This window comes from Lysinibacillus sphaericus, assembly GCF_006864135.1.
GTDB lineage: Bacteria > Bacillota > Bacilli > Bacillales_A > Planococcaceae > Lysinibacillus.
The window spans coordinates 1-16,037 of sequence record NZ_SADV01000020.1 but is presented as its reverse complement, the minus strand read 5'-3'; the positions used below and the strand labels follow the sequence as shown (position 1 = coordinate 16,037).

At 40.3% G+C, this 16,037-nt stretch carries 15 protein-coding genes, 1 rRNA gene and 1 riboswitch; of the genes, 1 reads left to right on the top strand and 15 read right to left on the bottom strand.

From position 1 onward, the window contains the following. The first annotated feature begins 19 nt into the window (after positions 1 to 19). Positions 20 to 469 (top strand): YgaP-like transmembrane domain, encoded by a 450-nt coding sequence (locus C7Y47_RS18480; protein WP_142510095.1) that lies wholly within the window; start codon positions 20 to 22, stop codon positions 467 to 469. Positions 470 to 804: 335 nt separating this feature from the next. On the opposite strand, the gene purD is transcribed toward C7Y47_RS18480, so the two are convergent. The 15 genes from purD to rrf form a co-directional block, all read right to left on the bottom strand. After that, on the bottom strand, positions 805 to 2,061 hold the full coding sequence (gene purD, locus C7Y47_RS18475) for a phosphoribosylamine--glycine ligase (protein ID WP_142510094.1): 1,257 nt from the start codon (positions 2,059 to 2,061) through the stop codon (positions 805 to 807). 68 nt (positions 2,062 to 2,129) lie between these two features. Next, positions 2,130 to 3,656 (bottom strand): bifunctional phosphoribosylaminoimidazolecarboxamide formyltransferase/IMP cyclohydrolase, encoded by a 1,527-nt coding sequence (gene purH / locus C7Y47_RS18470; protein ID WP_142510093.1) that lies wholly within the window; start codon positions 3,654 to 3,656, stop codon positions 2,130 to 2,132. Positions 3,657 to 4,126: 470 nt separating this feature from the next. Then, positions 4,127 to 4,696: a phosphoribosylglycinamide formyltransferase gene (gene purN / locus C7Y47_RS18465; RefSeq protein WP_142510092.1), complete on the bottom strand. Its 570-nt coding sequence runs from the start codon at positions 4,694 to 4,696 to the stop codon at positions 4,127 to 4,129. After that, positions 4,696 to 5,751, bottom strand: a complete 1,056-nt coding sequence (gene purM, locus C7Y47_RS18460) for a phosphoribosylformylglycinamidine cyclo-ligase (protein WP_142510091.1) — start codon at positions 5,749 to 5,751, stop codon at positions 4,696 to 4,698. The genes purN and purM overlap by 1 nt, the downstream gene beginning before the upstream one ends. A gap of 87 nt (positions 5,752 to 5,838) precedes the next feature. Continuing rightward, positions 5,839 to 7,263, bottom strand: a complete 1,425-nt coding sequence (gene purF / locus C7Y47_RS18455; protein ID WP_142510090.1) for an amidophosphoribosyltransferase — start codon at positions 7,261 to 7,263, stop codon at positions 5,839 to 5,841. Next, positions 7,239 to 9,473, bottom strand: a complete 2,235-nt coding sequence (purL, locus tag C7Y47_RS18450) for a phosphoribosylformylglycinamidine synthase subunit PurL (protein ID WP_142510089.1) — start codon at positions 9,471 to 9,473, stop codon at positions 7,239 to 7,241. Before purL ends, purF begins: the two co-directional genes overlap by 25 nt. Then, entirely contained in the window at positions 9,460 to 10,143 is a 684-nt protein-coding gene (gene purQ, locus C7Y47_RS18445) for a phosphoribosylformylglycinamidine synthase subunit PurQ (protein WP_142510088.1), read from the bottom strand. The genes purL and purQ overlap by 14 nt, the downstream gene beginning before the upstream one ends. 2 nt (positions 10,144 to 10,145) lie before the next feature. Then, entirely contained in the window at positions 10,146 to 10,394 is a 249-nt protein-coding gene (purS, locus tag C7Y47_RS18440) for a phosphoribosylformylglycinamidine synthase subunit PurS (protein ID WP_079562648.1), read from the bottom strand. A gap of 2 nt (positions 10,395 to 10,396) precedes the next feature. After that, positions 10,397 to 11,107: a phosphoribosylaminoimidazolesuccinocarboxamide synthase gene (gene purC, locus C7Y47_RS18435; protein WP_142510087.1), complete on the bottom strand. Its 711-nt coding sequence runs from the start codon at positions 11,105 to 11,107 to the stop codon at positions 10,397 to 10,399. A gap of 170 nt (positions 11,108 to 11,277) precedes the next feature. Then, on the bottom strand, positions 11,278 to 12,573 hold the full coding sequence (gene purB, locus C7Y47_RS18430; protein ID WP_142510086.1) for an adenylosuccinate lyase: 1,296 nt from the start codon (positions 12,571 to 12,573) through the stop codon (positions 11,278 to 11,280). A 13-nt stretch (positions 12,574 to 12,586) separates the two neighbouring features. Next, on the bottom strand, positions 12,587 to 13,711 hold the full coding sequence (gene purK, locus C7Y47_RS18425; protein WP_142510085.1) for a 5-(carboxyamino)imidazole ribonucleotide synthase: 1,125 nt from the start codon (positions 13,709 to 13,711) through the stop codon (positions 12,587 to 12,589). After that, positions 13,708 to 14,196, bottom strand: coding sequence for a 5-(carboxyamino)imidazole ribonucleotide mutase (gene purE / locus C7Y47_RS18420; protein ID WP_142510084.1), 489 nt, complete (start codon positions 14,194 to 14,196; stop codon positions 13,708 to 13,710). The genes purK and purE overlap by 4 nt, the downstream gene beginning before the upstream one ends. Positions 14,197 to 14,395: 199 nt before the next feature. Next, a riboswitch (purine riboswitch) is annotated at positions 14,396 to 14,494 on the bottom strand. A 92-nt stretch (positions 14,495 to 14,586) separates the two neighbouring features. Next, the gene (locus C7Y47_RS18415; RefSeq protein ID WP_142510083.1) at positions 14,587 to 14,781 is read right to left on the bottom strand and encodes an NETI motif-containing protein; all 195 of its coding nucleotides are present in this window, start codon (positions 14,779 to 14,781) and stop codon (positions 14,587 to 14,589) included. Between the two features lie 464 nt (positions 14,782 to 15,245). Further along, a complete protein-coding gene (locus tag C7Y47_RS18410) occupies positions 15,246 to 15,524 on the bottom strand; it encodes a hypothetical protein (RefSeq protein WP_142510082.1) in 279 nt (92 codons plus the stop codon). A gap of 440 nt (positions 15,525 to 15,964) precedes the next feature. After that, positions 15,965 to 16,037, bottom strand: a 5S ribosomal RNA gene (rrf, locus tag C7Y47_RS26305); the annotation flags it as partial.

Genomic DNA, 16,037 nt, shown 5'->3' with positions numbered 1-16,037 from the left:
GACTAAAGGAGGAAATATTATGATGCAAGAATCGAATTTAAGCGAAAAAAATGCCTTTTGTCGCTTTGCCATGGGGGCAGGTTTAACGGCATTCGGTATCGCTAAAGTCTCAAGAAATCCTGAATGTACGAAAGGTCGATTGATGATTGCATTTGGTGCCTTGAAAATGGCTGAAGGTATCTTTAAGTATTGCCCAACCAAAGCTTTACTGGGCTCTAGTCTGGAGAGTACTATGAGCAACAGCAACAACAATAGCACCAGCAACTCTTCTATGCAAAGTATGTTCAGCGGCCAAAATTCTATGTCATCTGAACAAATCGATAAACTCATGAAGGATTTCTCCTCTGCTATATCTGGAAATACGTCAGGATCAAACGCAACTGCATCAAAGCAATCTGACTCCAGCACTTCAAATCAACATTCCTCAGAAAGTAAAAATTCTACAACTAAAGCACAAAATCCTTCTTAGTCAAAGGAGCCGTCTCAACTGTATTGTTGAGACGGCTCTCACCCTTTTCATTCATACGTTTGAAAACAATAAGAAGTTTCACAGTATGATAATTATAGTGACCATCATCATAGCGAAGGGTTGATTTCCGTTCCTACTAGGAGCTTTCCTTGGGCTTCAAGGCAACAGATGTTGTTGGCGAGACAGCAAAGCGTCAGCACAGGACTTGATGCTTTTAGCCCTCGCTCCCTTAATCGCTTTGCTCCAAAGACTCATCTGTGACACTCCAATCAACTTATATACCTAGCATATATTTTAACAATTGTCGTCTATAACTTTTATCATTTAATCAGTCACTACTTAAACGTACGCCAGCCGATATCTTTGCGGCAGAAGAAATTGTCCCATTTTTCAGTTGCAATGCCTGCGTATACTTTTTCTTGTGCTTCTTGTAAAGTAGATGCCTTTGCTCCAACTAATAAAACTCGGCCACCATTACCAACAAAGTTCCCATCTACAAGCTTTGTGCCTGCATGGAATACCGCATGTGAAGCTGAAAGAGCCTCTAGGTTAGGTAATGCATTTCCTTTTTCAACATCCCCTGGATAGCCTTCAGCGGCGATTACTACACCTAGCATTGCTTCTTCAGACCATTGCAAATCAAATGGTTTTTCATCCATCAATGCAGTCATAAATGCGCCAAAATCGGATGCCATACGTGGTAAAACTACTTGCGTTTCAGGATCTCCAAAGCGTGCATTAAACTCAATCACTTTTGGACCATTTTTCGTTAATATCAAACCTGCATATAAAATTCCGGTAAACGATACACCATCTGCCTCCATACCTTTCACGGTCGGTTCAACAATCGTTTTATATGCATCATCCACTACTTCTTGAGAGATTTGAGGTACTGGCGAATAAGCTCCCATACCCCCTGTATTTGGTCCTTGATCGCCGTCATAAGCACGTTTATGGTCTTGAGCAATCACCATTGGATAAATCTGGCCTTTATGGACAAAGGACATAAAGGAGAATTCTTCCCCGTCTAGGAATTCTTCAATGACAACTCGAGAAGAGGACTCACCAAAACGTTGGTTCCCAATCATATCCTCTACAGCTTCAATTGCTTCATCTTCGGTCATTGCTACAACTACACCTTTACCAGCTGCCAAGCCGTCTGCTTTGATAACGATTGGTGCACCTTGCTCTTTAATATATGTAATAGCCTTGGCAGCTTCAGTAAACGTTTCATGGGCAGCAGTTGGGATATTGTATTTATTCATAATTTCTTTCGCATATGATTTACTGCTTTCGATTTGTGCTGCTGCCTTTGTTGGACCAAATACTCGTAAACCAATAGCAGTAAAGAAATCCACTATGCCTTCCGCAAGTGGTTGCTCAGGTCCTACAAAGGTTAAATCTACTGCATTTTCCTTTGCAAATTGTGCAAGACCTGCAAAGTCCATAGTATCAATAGCAACAATTTCTGCTCCGCTTTTCATGCCATCATTACCAGGTGCTACAAATACTTTATTAACAGATGGTGACATACTAAATTGTTTGGCGATAGCATGCTCTCGACCGCCGCTTCCAATGACCATTACTTTCATTTTAGGGAATCCTCCTCTTTGTGCGTAAAACCGAGATGTTGCCCATCTCGGTCTAGTTTTTGAATATTTTAGTGCTTGAAATGACGTACGCCAGTGAATACCATCGCAATGCCGTATTCATTTGCTTTATCGATTGAATCCTGATCTTTGATAGAGCCACCAGGTTGAATAATGGCTGTAATACCAGCCGCTGCAGCTGCTTCAACAGTATCGCTCATTGGGAAAAATGCATCTGAAGCTAGTGCTGCACCTTTTGCTTTTTCGCCTGCTTGCTCAAATGCGATTTTAGCTGCGCCAACACGGTTCATTTGACCAGCACCAACGCCAAGTGTCATTTGAGAATCTGTAACGACGATTGCATTAGATTTAACGTGCTTCACAACTGCCCAGCCAAGCTGTAATGCTTCCCATTCCTGTGCTGTCGGTTCACGGTCTGTGACAACTTTAATATCTGCATTAGAAAAGCCGTGGCGATCTGGTTCTTGTACAAGAAGACCACCTTCAACTGATACAACATTGAATTTGTCTTGTTTTGCTTGCTCAAAAGGAATTGTTAATAAGCGAATATTTTTCTTCTTCGTTAAAATATCAAGTGCTCCTTGAGAGAAAGCAGGTGCAATGATAATTTCTAAAAAGATATGGCTTAATTTTTCAGCAGTTGCTGCGTCTACTTCCATATTTAAAGCAATAATACCTCCGAAAATAGATGTTGGATCTGCTTCATACGCTTTATCAAACGCTTCTTCTAATGTTGCGCCCGTTCCAACACCACAAGGGTTCATGTGCTTTACAGCTACTGCTGCAGGCATTTCAAACTCTTTGACAATTTGCAATGCGGCATTCCCATCTTGAATATTGTTGTATGATAATTCTTTACCATGTAATTGCGTAGCATAAGCTAATGAAAAATCTGAGCCTAGTCGCTTTTGATAGAATGCTGCTTTTTGATGAGGATTTTCACCATAGCGTAAGTTTTGTTTTAATTCATATGTCATTGTTAAGCTCTCTGGGAACTCTTCTTCTGTTAAGTAGTTTGATATATATGAATCATAAGCGGCTGTGTGACGGAAAACTTTTGCAGCTAACTTACGACGAGTTTCAATTGTCGTTGTACCATTAGCTTTAAGCTCCTCTAATACGTTCGCATAGTCATTGCTATCCACAATTACTGTTACATATTGATGGTTTTTTGCTGCAGAACGTAACATTGTTGGACCACCAATATCAATATTTTCGATAGCGTCATCCCATGTTACATTAGGCTTTGAAATTGTTTCAACAAACGGGTAAAGATTGACACAAACAATCTCAATTGGCTCAATTCCATGCTCATTCATTTGTGCTTGATGAGAAGCATCGTCAAACTTTCCTAATAGTCCACCGTGAATCATTGGATTTAAAGTTTTTACACGACCATCTAAAATTTCAGGGAATTTAGTTACTTCATCTACTGCTGTTACGGCAACATTATTGTCTTGTAACATTTTTTTCGTACCACCAGTTGATAAAATTTCATAACCTAACGCTACTAGTTCCTTCGCAAATTCTAAAATACCATCTTTATTGGAAACACTGATTAATGCACGTTTTGTCACAACAATATCCTCCTAATTTTTAGGATCATCACCAAAACGTGTGGTTGATTTCTGTTCCGGCTGGGCGCTTTGTAGCTGACGCTTCGCTTTCGCTACAGAAGACATTTGTTGCTGACGCTTCGCTTTCGCTACAGAGCAAAACTTCCTGGGGGCGTCCGATGAGCCGCTTGGGGCAACAGATGTTGCGAAAGCTTAGTGTAACGTAGCGGCAGCAACACGATGTTGGTCACGAAGGCGTTATCACAGGATGTGAAGCTTTTAGCCTTCGTTCCTCTATCGCTAATCCCCAAGGAGTCGTCCAGCCTCCACTCCCATCAACTTATTTACATAGTAGACGTTTTAACAAAAGTCACCCACAACTTTTGGTGATAAACCAATTTTTATCGTGTTTGCCACGAATATGTCTTGCTATTATTGTTAGAGTAGAGTTGGCTGTATTGTTCCAGAAGACCAAACTCCTCACCACTGAATTACTTTAATAATTGCTGTAAAGCTTTTGTATAAAGTTCATGTTCTTCCTTATGAATGGCCGTTTCTGTTGCCTCACGATCACCTTCAACAACTTGAACTGCCGATTGAGCAATAATAGGTCCCGTGTCCATACCTTCATCTACAAAATGGACGGTTACACCTGTTATTTTGACTCCGTGTTCCATTGCTTGACCAATGGCATCCTTACCAGGGAAAGCCGGTAATAGTGAAGGGTGAATATTCACGATGCGCTGTGGATATGCAGTTAGTAATACTTCACTAATTAAGCGCATATAACCTGCAAGCACAATCCATTCTACATGACATTTATGGAGTGCTTCGATAATAGCAGTCTCATAATTTGCTTTTGAAGAAAACTCTTTCGGACTTAAAGCTAGCACCGGAATACTATAGTTCTCAGCACGTGTCACTACAAATGCACTAGGCTTGTCTGTGACAACAAGTTCGATCTTTGCATGTAGTTCACCACGTTCAATCGCCTCTTGAATAGCTTGAAAGTTACTGCCGCTACCTGAAGCAAAAACGGCAATTTTAGTTGGTGCAGTCATTACACTAAACTCCCATCATGTGAGCCATTGAATACAACACCCTCGCCTTTCACAACGCGACCGATTTTGTATGCTTTTTCACCATTTGCTTCTACTGTAGCAAGTACTTTATCTACTTCATCTGCAGGTACAGCTAACACGAAGCCAATCCCCATGTTAAAGACATTATATAAATCCTTGTCCTCTAACTGGCCTTTTTCTTTTAAAAACTCAAAAATACGTAAGACAGGCCAAGAACCTAAGTTAATTTCAGTTGCTAAACCTTCTGGCATCATACGTGGTAGGTTTTCATAAAAACCACCGCCAGTTACATGGGCACACCCATGAACATCTGCTGCTTTTAAAGCTGCAAGTACAGGTCTTGCATATAATTTTGTTGGCACTAACAAGGCTTCCCCTATAGGACCAAGATCCTCGTAGCCTTCCACAATCGAATCAACAGCGTAATGATTATCTGCAAAAACAACTTTTCGCACTAATGAGTAACCGTTTGAATGCACCCCACTTGAAGCAATACCAACAAGCACGTCACCCTCTACGGTTTTCTCACCTGTTACGATGGCTGATTTTTCACAAGCTCCTACCGCAAAACCTGCTAAATCATACTCATCTTCTTCGTAAAGACCTGGCATCTCTGCAGTTTCTCCACCGATTAATGCCGCACCAGATTGCACACAGCCATCTGCAACGCCCTTTACGATTTGCTCAATTTTCGCTGGCTCTGCCTTGCCAAGGGCTACATAATCTAAAAAATACAATGGTTCAGCCCCTTGCGCTACGATATCATTGACACACATCGCTACACAGTCCACACCAATCGTGTCGTGCTTGTCCACCATAAACGCTAGCTTTAGTTTTGTCCCAACACCATCTGTACCTGAAATAAGAACAGGTTCCTTAAGATTTAGTTCTGACAAGTCAAACATACCGCCAAAACCACCAAACGTGCCCATCACACCTAGACGGTTTGTTCGTTCAACGTGAGACTTCATTCGTTTTACGGCTTCGTAGCCTGCTTCTATATTTACACCTGCTTGTTCATATGCTTTTGACACGCAGAGTTCCTCCTTATCATCCAAATCGCCTTGGCACATCTGAATCTAGATTTATCATTTATAGCTAGACGTGTTTAGATGTTTTTCTTAACGTAATAGTTCTTTTTCATGTGGTAAGATTGTATCTGGGAAAATTTCTGTAGGATATTTACCTGTAAAGCACGCTAGGCATAATCCACGGTTTTCATCTTCATATGGTCTTGCAATCGTCTCCACCATACCTTCAACGGAAAGGAATGTTAGGGAATCTGCTCCTATAGCATCCCGGATTTCATCTACATTGTGGCTAGATGCAATCAATTCTTCATGTGTGGAAGTATCAATACCGTAATAGCAAGGATCCGTCATCGGTGGTGAAGAAATGACAACATGTACTTCTGCCGCCCCTGCATCTTTTAACATTTTTACAATACGTCTTGAAGTTGTACCGCGAACGATTGAATCGTCCACCATCACTACACGTTTATCTTTTACGACTTGAACAACAGGAGAAAGCTTCATTTTCACACCGCGTTCACGTAATTCCTGTGTTGGCTGGATAAATGTACGACCTACATAACGATTTTTAATAAGACCTAGCTCATACGGAATGCCACTTTCCTCTGCAAAGCCGATTGCTGCTGAAATACTTGAATCAGGGACACCTGTTACAACATCCGCTTCAATATGTGCACATTCTCGAGCAAGCTGTTTGCCCATACGTTTACGCGCCATGTGGACGTTAATACCATCAATATCAGAATCGGGACGTGCTAAATAAACGTACTCCATCGCGCACATTGCACGTTTATCCATATCTACAAAACGATCAGATTTTACACCCTCATCGTTAATAATTAATAACTCACCAGGTTCAACAGATCGAACAAATTCTGCACCTATTAAATCAAATGCACAAGTTTCAGAAGCTACAACCCAGCCATCTCCTAGCTTCCCAAGAGATAATGGACGTAAACCATGTGGATCACGTGCAACAAGCATTTCATCTTTAGTCATAATTAAGACAGAATACGCGCCCTTTAATAAAGATAGGGCATTTTTCACCTTCGCACGGAATGGTGAATGCGAGCTTTTCTTAATAAGATGTGCTAGCACTTCAGTATCGGAGCTGGAATGGAAAATACTACCTTGACGCTCTAAATACTGTTTTAAGTGCGTGGCATTGACTAAATTACCGTTATGAGCAATTGAAAGGCTACCAGTTGAGGAGTGAAATAATAACGGCTGTACATTTTCAATACCGCCCCCTCCAGCAGTCGTATAACGGACATGGGCAATTGCTGCTTTTCCGTCCACTGCCTTTAATTTCTCTTCGTTGAAAACATCATTAACTAGTCCTTCGCCTTTCACCGCGCGAAGATGCTGACCGTCAGAAACTACGATCCCAGCGCCTTCTTGGCCACGGTGTTGAAGAGCATGAAGCCCGTAATAACTAAGGTGTGCTGGATTTGAGTTACCCCAAATACCAAACACCCCACATTCTTCGTTTAAGCCTCTGAGTTCAGCAAGCATGGGATTGCTCCTTTCCAATTAGAACGGAATTCCTCCACTGTACCTTCTACAAGCACACCGTTGTCACCGTCGATTTTAACAAGCGCATCGTTTGTTACAACACCGATTTTCATTGCGTCTTTTACAATTTCTACAAATGCAGCTACATTTTCTTCTTTCACTGTTACAACAAAACGAGATTGTGTTTCACTGAATAATGCTGTTGTAGCAGAGCCTGTTAATGTTACATCAAGACCTAAGCCATTTGCGCCAAATGTTGTTTCAACAAGCGCTACTGCAAGACCGCCTTCTGCTACATCATGTGCAGATTGTACGATTCCTGCTTTAATCGCTTTAAGCAATGCTTCTTGACGTGCGGCTTCAATTTGTAGGTCAATAGCTGGTGCTTTCCCTGAAATAACCCCATTATTTAACAGTTTTTGAAGCTCCGAACCACCGAACTCAGTTTTTGTATCGCCGATCACAAATACTACATCACCAGCAACCTTTACTTCTTGAGTTGTCACATGTGCTAAATCTTTAATTAGTCCAACCATACCTATTGTTGGTGTTGGGTAAACCGCTTCGCCAGAACGCTCGTTATAAAGAGAGACGTTACCGCCAATTACTGGTGAATTCAATGCTGTACAAGCCGCTGAAATACCATCAGCTGATTTGTCAATTTGCCAGAAGATTTCTGGTTTCTCAGGATTACCAAAGTTTAAGCAGTCGGTAATTGCTAATGGTGTACCACCAGTTGCCACGATATTACGAGCTGCCTCTGCTACAGCAATGGCACCGCCTACCTCTGGATCTAGGAAAATATAACGAGAGTTACAGTCAGTAGTCATCGCTAATCCTTTGTTCGTACCGCGAACGCGGATCACGGCTGCATCAGAACCTGGTGCAACGACTGTTGATGTACGTACTTGATAATCATATTGATCGTAAACCCACTCTTTTGAAGCAACTGTTGGTGCTTTTAAAAGTGCATTTAATGTTTCTTTGTAATCTGTTACCACTGGTTCTGTGTTTTCCATCGCTTGGAACTCAGCATAGTAAGCAGGCTCTGCAGATGGTTTATGATAAACTGGTGCATCTTCTGCAAGTGCATCAGCAGGTACTTCAGCTACAACTTCGCCATTATGTAATAGGCGTAGCATTTTATCATCCGTCACGCGACCAATTGCCACAGCATCTAAGTCATATTTATCGAAAATCGCTTTAATTTCATCTTCGCGACCTTTTTTCACAACAAGTAGCATACGCTCCTGAGATTCAGATAGCATCATTTCATATGCTGTCATGCCTGTCTCACGTTGAGGTACTAAGTCTAAGTTCATTTCTACACCAGAGCCAGCCTTAGAAGCCATTTCTGCTGATGAAGAAGTAAGACCAGCAGCACCCATATCTTGAATGCCTACTAGCGCGTCAGATTTTACAACTTCTAAACATGCTTCAAGTAAAAGTTTCTCCATAAATGGATCACCTACTTGAACTGCTGGACGTTGGTTCTCAGATTCTTCTGTTAACTCTTCAGATGCAAATGTTGCACCATGGATACCGTCACGGCCTGTTTTAGCGCCCACATACATAACTGTATTCCCTACACCAGCCGCGATTCCACGTTGAATATCTTTGTGGTCGATTAAACCTACACACATTGCATTCACTAGTGGGTTGCCTTCATAGCAAGGATCGAATTGAATTTCGCCACCGACTGTAGGAATCCCGATACAGTTACCGTAACCTGCGATACCAGCAACTACTTCTTCAAATAAATATTTACCACGTGCTGATTTTAATTCGCCAAAGCGTAGTGAGTTTAGCATCGCAATTGGACGTGCACCCATTGAGAAAACGTCACGGATAATACCACCAACTCCTGTAGCAGCACCTTGATAAGGCTCAATTGCTGATGGATGGTTATGTGATTCCATTTTAAATACAACTGCTTGTTCGTCGCCAATATCTACGATACCAGCACCTTCACCTGGACCTTGTAAAACTTGTGGACCCTTTGTAGGGAATTTACGTAACACTGGTTTTGAATTTTTGTATGAGCAGTGCTCAGACCACATTACGGAGAAAAGACCTGTCTCTGTCCAGTTTGGTAGACGTCCTAAAATACCTTCTACCATTGCAAATTCTTCGTCTGACATCCCCATACCAGCGTATAGCTTTTGCTCTTTAATTTGCTGTGCTGTTGGCTCAAACTTAGTTGTTGACATGATTTTCCCTCCACTGCTTCACAATTGATTTAAATACTGCCAGACCATCTGCTCCGCCCACCAGTGCATCAACAGCTCGCTCTGGGTGAGGCATCATACCTAGTACATTGCCGCGCTCGTTTGTAATCCCTGCGATATCTTCTAAAGAACCGTTTGGATTTTCGCCTGAATATGTAAACACGATTTGATTGTTATCTTTTAATTGCTGTAAAGTTTCCTCGTCACAGTAATAGTTACCTTCACCATGAGCGATTGGAATATTGATCATTTGACCTTGCTCATATTGGTTTGTGAATAATGTATTATTGTTTTCAACTTTAAGCTGGATTGTACGGCACATGAATTTCAAATTTTTGTTACGAAGTAATGCGCCAGGTAATAAGCCTGCTTCAGTTAATATTTGGAAGCCATTACATACGCCCAATACCGGCTTACCAGCATCTGCTGCCTTCTTAACCTCTGCCATAATATTAGATTGGTTGGCCATCGCACCACAGCGAAGATAATCCCCGTATGAGAAGCCTCCTGGTACTAAAATGCCATCAAAGCCACTTAAATCTGTTGCTGTATGCCATACATATTCTACTTCTTCACCTAGCTCGTCTTTAATCGCATGATACATATCGATATCACAGTTTGACCCAGGGAAAACGAGTACTGCGAATTTCATGATTAGTTAGCCTCCTCGACTTCGTAGCGATAGTCTTCGATTACAACGTTAGTTAAAACCTTTTCACACATTTCTTTTACTAGAGTATCAATATCTCGTTCTGTATCTTTAATTGCTAGTTCAAGATATTTACCGATTCGTAAATCTTCTACTTCAGCGTAACCCATTTTCACTAAAGAACCTTGTACAGCTGAACCTTGTGGATCAAGAATGCTCTCACGTAATGTCACGTAAATTTTAACTTTTTTCATTGTTATTTGCCTCCGAGTCTAGAAAGTATAATAGTATAAACTTCAGTTAAATTACCAAGGTCTCTACGAAAGACATCTTTGTCTAACTTTTGCTTTGTAGTTGCATCCCAAAGTCTGCATGTATCTGGTGATATTTCATCTGCCAGTAGTACATTTCCGTCATTGTCACGTCCAAACTCTAATTTAAAGTCAATTAGTGTAACGTTGACATCTGCAAAAATAGGCTGTAAAACTTTGTTCACTACAAGTGCACCATCATAAATGGCTGTCACTTCCTCAGGTGTTGCAAGATCAAGTACGTCAATATGCTCCGTTGAAATGAGCGGATCGCCTAGCTCATCGTCTTTATAATAAAATTCAACGATTGGGCGTTTTAATGGTGTACCTTCCTCAATGCCAAGACGTTTCGCTAAGCTACCTGCCGCTATATTGCGAACTACGACTTCAATTGGAATAATATCTACCTTTTTTACAAGCTGCTGCGTATCAGATAATTGTTTTACGAAATGTGACGCAATTCCGTTTGCTTGTAATTTTTCGAAAATTAAAGATGTAATGCGATTATTTAATACGCCTTTGCCTTCAATTTCTTCTTTTTTCTCACCATTAAACGCTGTTGCACTATCCTTGTATTCAACGAGTAACACATTAGGCTCCTCTGTTGAGTACAATTTTTTTGCTTTACCTTCATACAAAAGTTGACCTTTAGTCATTTCGTTACTCCCCCTGATATTATGAAATACACGCGTATTGTTCAGAATTGAATCGTACGTTTACGATTCAATTCTGTAACATCCGCTAGTGACTCTACTCAATCCATTTCGCCTTGGCGTATTGTAGCTGTCGCTTTGCTTTCGCGTGGATAAACAAAGCGTGAAGATTGTTAGTTAAGACCAAGACGTTCAAAAATCATATCTACATGCTGTAAATGGTAGTTGTAGTCGAAGCAATCATCTAGCTCTTCCTTCGTTAAATACGATGTAATTTTTTCACTTGCATCGACTAACGTACGGAACTGAACTTGCTCGTCCCATGCCTGCATCGCTAAAGGTTGTACTGTATCATACGCTTCCTCACGCACTAACCCTTTATCAATTAGTGCTAATAAGATACGTTGAGAATAAATTAAACCAAAAGTGCGACCCATATTACGTTTCATGTTTTCAGGGAATACTGTTAAGTTTTTCACAATGTTACCGAAGCGATTTAACATATAGTTAAGTGTAATCGTTGCATCCGGTAAAATAACGCGCTCTGCAGATGAATGTGAAATATCACGCTCATGCCATAATGCTACGTTTTCATAAGCTGTTACCATATAGCCACGCATTAAACGTGACATACCAACCATGTTTTCAGAACCGATTGGATTACGTTTATGAGGCATTGCCGACGAGCCTTTTTGACCTTTTGCAAATGCTTCCTCAACTTCACGCGTTTCTGATTTTTGCAAGCCGCGAATCTCTGTTGCAAATTTCTCAATTGATGTTGCGATTAATGCCAACGCACCTAAATATTGCGCATGACGATCGCGTTGTAATGTTTGAGTTGAAATAGGTGATGCTGCAAGGCCTAGTTTATCGCATACATATTGCTCAACTTTAGGATCGATATTGGCATATGTTCCAACTGCTCCAGACATTTTTCCTGTTTCAATTACTTTTGCTGCTGCTTCAAAGCGTTCTAGGTTACGCTTCATTTCTTCATACCATAAACCAAGTTTTAAACCGAAAGTTGTTGGCTCAGCATGAACACCATGTGTACGTCCCATCATAACCGTATGCTTATGCTCTTTCGCTTTTGCTGCAATAATATCAATGAAATTCACGATGTCTTTGCGTAAAATATCATTCGCTTGTTTAATTATATAAGAAAGGGCTGTATCAACTACGTCCGTAGAAGTTAAACCATAGTGCACCCATTTTCGCTCTTCACCAAGTGTCTCAGAAACGGCACGAGTAAATGCTACAACATCATGACGTGTTTCTTTCTCAATCTCTAAAATGCGATTAACATCAAATGAAGCATTTTCACGAATTTTAGCTACATCCTCTTTTGGGATGTCTCCAATTTCTGCCCAAGCCTCACATGCTAAAATTTCAACTTCTAACCAAGCTTGATATTTATTTTGTTCTGTCCAAATTGCGCCCATTTCGGGTCTTGTGTAACGTTCGATCATTGCGTTTCTCCTTCTATTCTGACCAAATGCCAGAACTCTCGATTTGTTGTAGTGTTTCTTCTAAGTTTTTTGTCATAATCGTTACGTGGCCCATCTTACGGTTCACCTTAGCTTCAGCTTTCCCATAAAGATGTATAGACCATTCAGGATATTTAGCAATTGAGTTACTAAGTGGCATGACATGCTGCCCTAAAACATTTACCATAATAGATGGTGCCCAAAGTTGTGGTTTACATAATGGCCAACCACAAACTGCACGTATATGCTGATGGAACTGTGAAACGTTACATGCTTCTATAGAATAGTGACCTGAATTATGAGGTCTTGGTGCTAATTCATTTATAACAATTCCACCATCTTCTAATACAAACATTTCTACAGCTAATGTCCCTACTAAATTTAAATAATCAGCAATTTTCAAGGCTTCTCGTTCTGCAGACAGTGATGTTTCCTCTTTTATACGAGCTGGTACGATCGTTTCATGTAAAATTTGATGAACATGAATATTTTCTCCAACTGGCTGACAATATGATTCACCATGCCCGTTTCTTTGAACAATGACAGACACCTCTTTAACGAAAGATACATATCCCTCAACAATACATTGTGAATGAGAGAAAAGCCCTTTTGCTAACGGTAGGTCTTCTGTAGATTTTAAAAGCTGCTGTCCCTTGCCATCATAGCCACCTCTTGCTGTTTTGACTATACAAGGATAACTAATCCTATCAATATTGGCTAGTAATTCTTCATATGTATTTACAACCAAATAAGGGGCTACTGGACAACCCGCGTTCACTATCGCTTCTTTCTCTGTCACACGGTCTTGTGTGATGCGTACTAGCTCTGCTCCTTGTGGGACGTAAGCCATTTGTGTTAAACGTTTTAAGCCTTCATAATCGATATTTTCAAATTCATACGTTATAACGTCACTTACCTCTGCAAGTTCTTCTAAAGCTGACTCATCATCATACGGGGCTACAATAAGTACATCCGCAACCTGTCCACCTGGTGAATCCATTGATGGTTCAAGAACGGCGATTTTAAAGCCTGCTTCTTTAGCAGCAAGTGCCATCATACGGCCAAGCTGACCTCCTCCGATAATGCCTATCGTCTGCCCGGGATAAATTATCTTTGTCACACTAAGTCACCTGTGCTTTCCAATACTTGTTGCTTCGTGACTTCACGTCTAGCATCTAGTTTATTAGCAAGCTCTGCATCTGTTGTCGATAAAATTTGCGCTGCTAGCAAGCCTGCGTTCGTCGCTCCCGCTTTGCCAATCGCTACTGTTGCTACAGGTACACCGCCAGGCATTTGAACGATTGATAATAAAGAATCAAGACCGTTAAGAGCACGTGATTGCACAGGTACACCGATTACCGGTAACGTTGTTTTAGCTGCTACCATTCCAGGTAAATGCGCAGCTCCACCTGCACCAGCAATAATTACTTGAATACCTCGCTCACGTGCTGATTCTGCATACTCAAACATTAAATCGGGAGTACGATGTGCAGATACAACTTTTTTCTCGTACGGTACCTGTAATTCATCTAAAATATCACATGCATATTTCATTGTTTCCCAGTCACTTGAACTCCCCATAATGACACCGATTTTCGGATTCATGATTGTCGCCCCTTTTTAACGTTAGAAAAATGATCAAATATTTTATAGCTACTACAATTCTTTACTTTTTCTTTTTATAACAAAGAAAATCCTCAAATAAACTACTCCCTACCATACACGTGAAAGCAGTTTACTTGAGGACTTATTATGAAAAGAATATGCAAATGTACATTTCTGCACATAAACCTTCCCGTAACATGCCAAAAGTGCTTTCCCGCATAGTCCGGCATTTACGGTGCCGGGTAGAGACACTAGAGCCAATCCTCTAGCATATATGTGGGATTTATTTGTTTTTCCTTCTCATATTTTAACAAGTCATTCCATTGTAGTCAACCAAAAATGCGAACATTTTATTTTAGTCATTTATAAATGTTCGGATTTAAGAAAGAATTACTCGGAATCTTGCCATAACATTGCTTTAAATTGTATTTTTTGACGCAAAAACGTTGGTTCTCCATCGACTAAGTGAAAAATCGGTTCTTCTTTTCTTCCCACTGCCATATAACCATCTCGACGCATTCTTGCCAAACAATCTTCAATTGACTCGTTTTCTTCTACTTCATACCAAATTTGTTTTTTTCCCAAATCTTTCTTCCTTTCAATCTTGTTTCCAATTGTTTTCCCTTGTATGAATTCCATTATACCTTTAGTTTGTTCCTTTAGTATGTATGATGTATTAATAAAATGCTCTTCGCCAAAACGTGAAGTTGATTTTCATTCTGACTAGGCACTTTCCTAGGGGCGTCCGATGAGCCGCTTGTGCCAACAAATGTTTTTTATGCGAAAGCGTATTGCAACATAACGACATCGGCACGATGTTGGTCACGAAGGCGTTATTATAGGATGTGATATTTTTAGCCTTCTTTCCTCAGCTTGCTCGCTCCAAGATCTCATCTGTGACGCTATTCCAAAAAAAGTCGCCCACTCTCCGCTTAATAAATATCATTCTCAACTTTTGGTGACTAGCTATTAACAAGGATTTATATTTTTATTGTTACTAATCGAAGACAAATTAAAAGAACTGCAGAAAAATAAACTGCAGTTCTTTATTAAGGATTTTGAAATCCGTAGATTCCAATTAAATATGCACCCAGGAACAGGAACATTAAAAAAGCATTGAGTACAATTAAAACTATACGAATATCGCCTTTAATACCCAAAATTGCGCTAATTATTCCCAATCCTCCTAACATAAATGGCGTAAATATACTTAGATCATAAAGGAAATTAAAAAAACTACCATACCATTTTGATGAATCATAGCCAAACATAAAGAATGTAATCATTAAGGAAAATATTGATATAGTAGAAAAAATGTTACGCCTCATTTTTTAATTCCTCCCTTATTAAAGCAAGATGTGTGTTATAGATCTAATTTCAATTTAAAATTCGCTAATAAAGCTCGTCCGACTTTACTCTTTGAACAATAAGCGATGGATATATCAAATGTTGAGGCAATATACAATGTGAAACATGCGCCTGAAACGTTCTAGCGACTGCCTCTTCCTATTTTTAGACATTCCAGCAAGTTGTAAAAATCTCTCTTGATGGCGCTCTAACCTCCTGTTCGTTAATTCTATCAGTCGTTTTTGTTTTTACGGGCACATATGTGTTTCCCCCCGTTACATTCCACAAACAGTCTGCTTTGCTCGTTTTTAGAAGCATTATACAGCATCATTCATTATGTAAATTTTAAAATGAGTATATCATTTTACTTTTATTTTATAAAACAAAAAAGCCGAGGAATAAATCCTCGACTTTTCTAGGTGCCTAGCGACGTCCTACTCTCACAGGGGGAAGCCCCCAACTACCATCGGCGCTAAAGAGCTTAACTTCCGTGT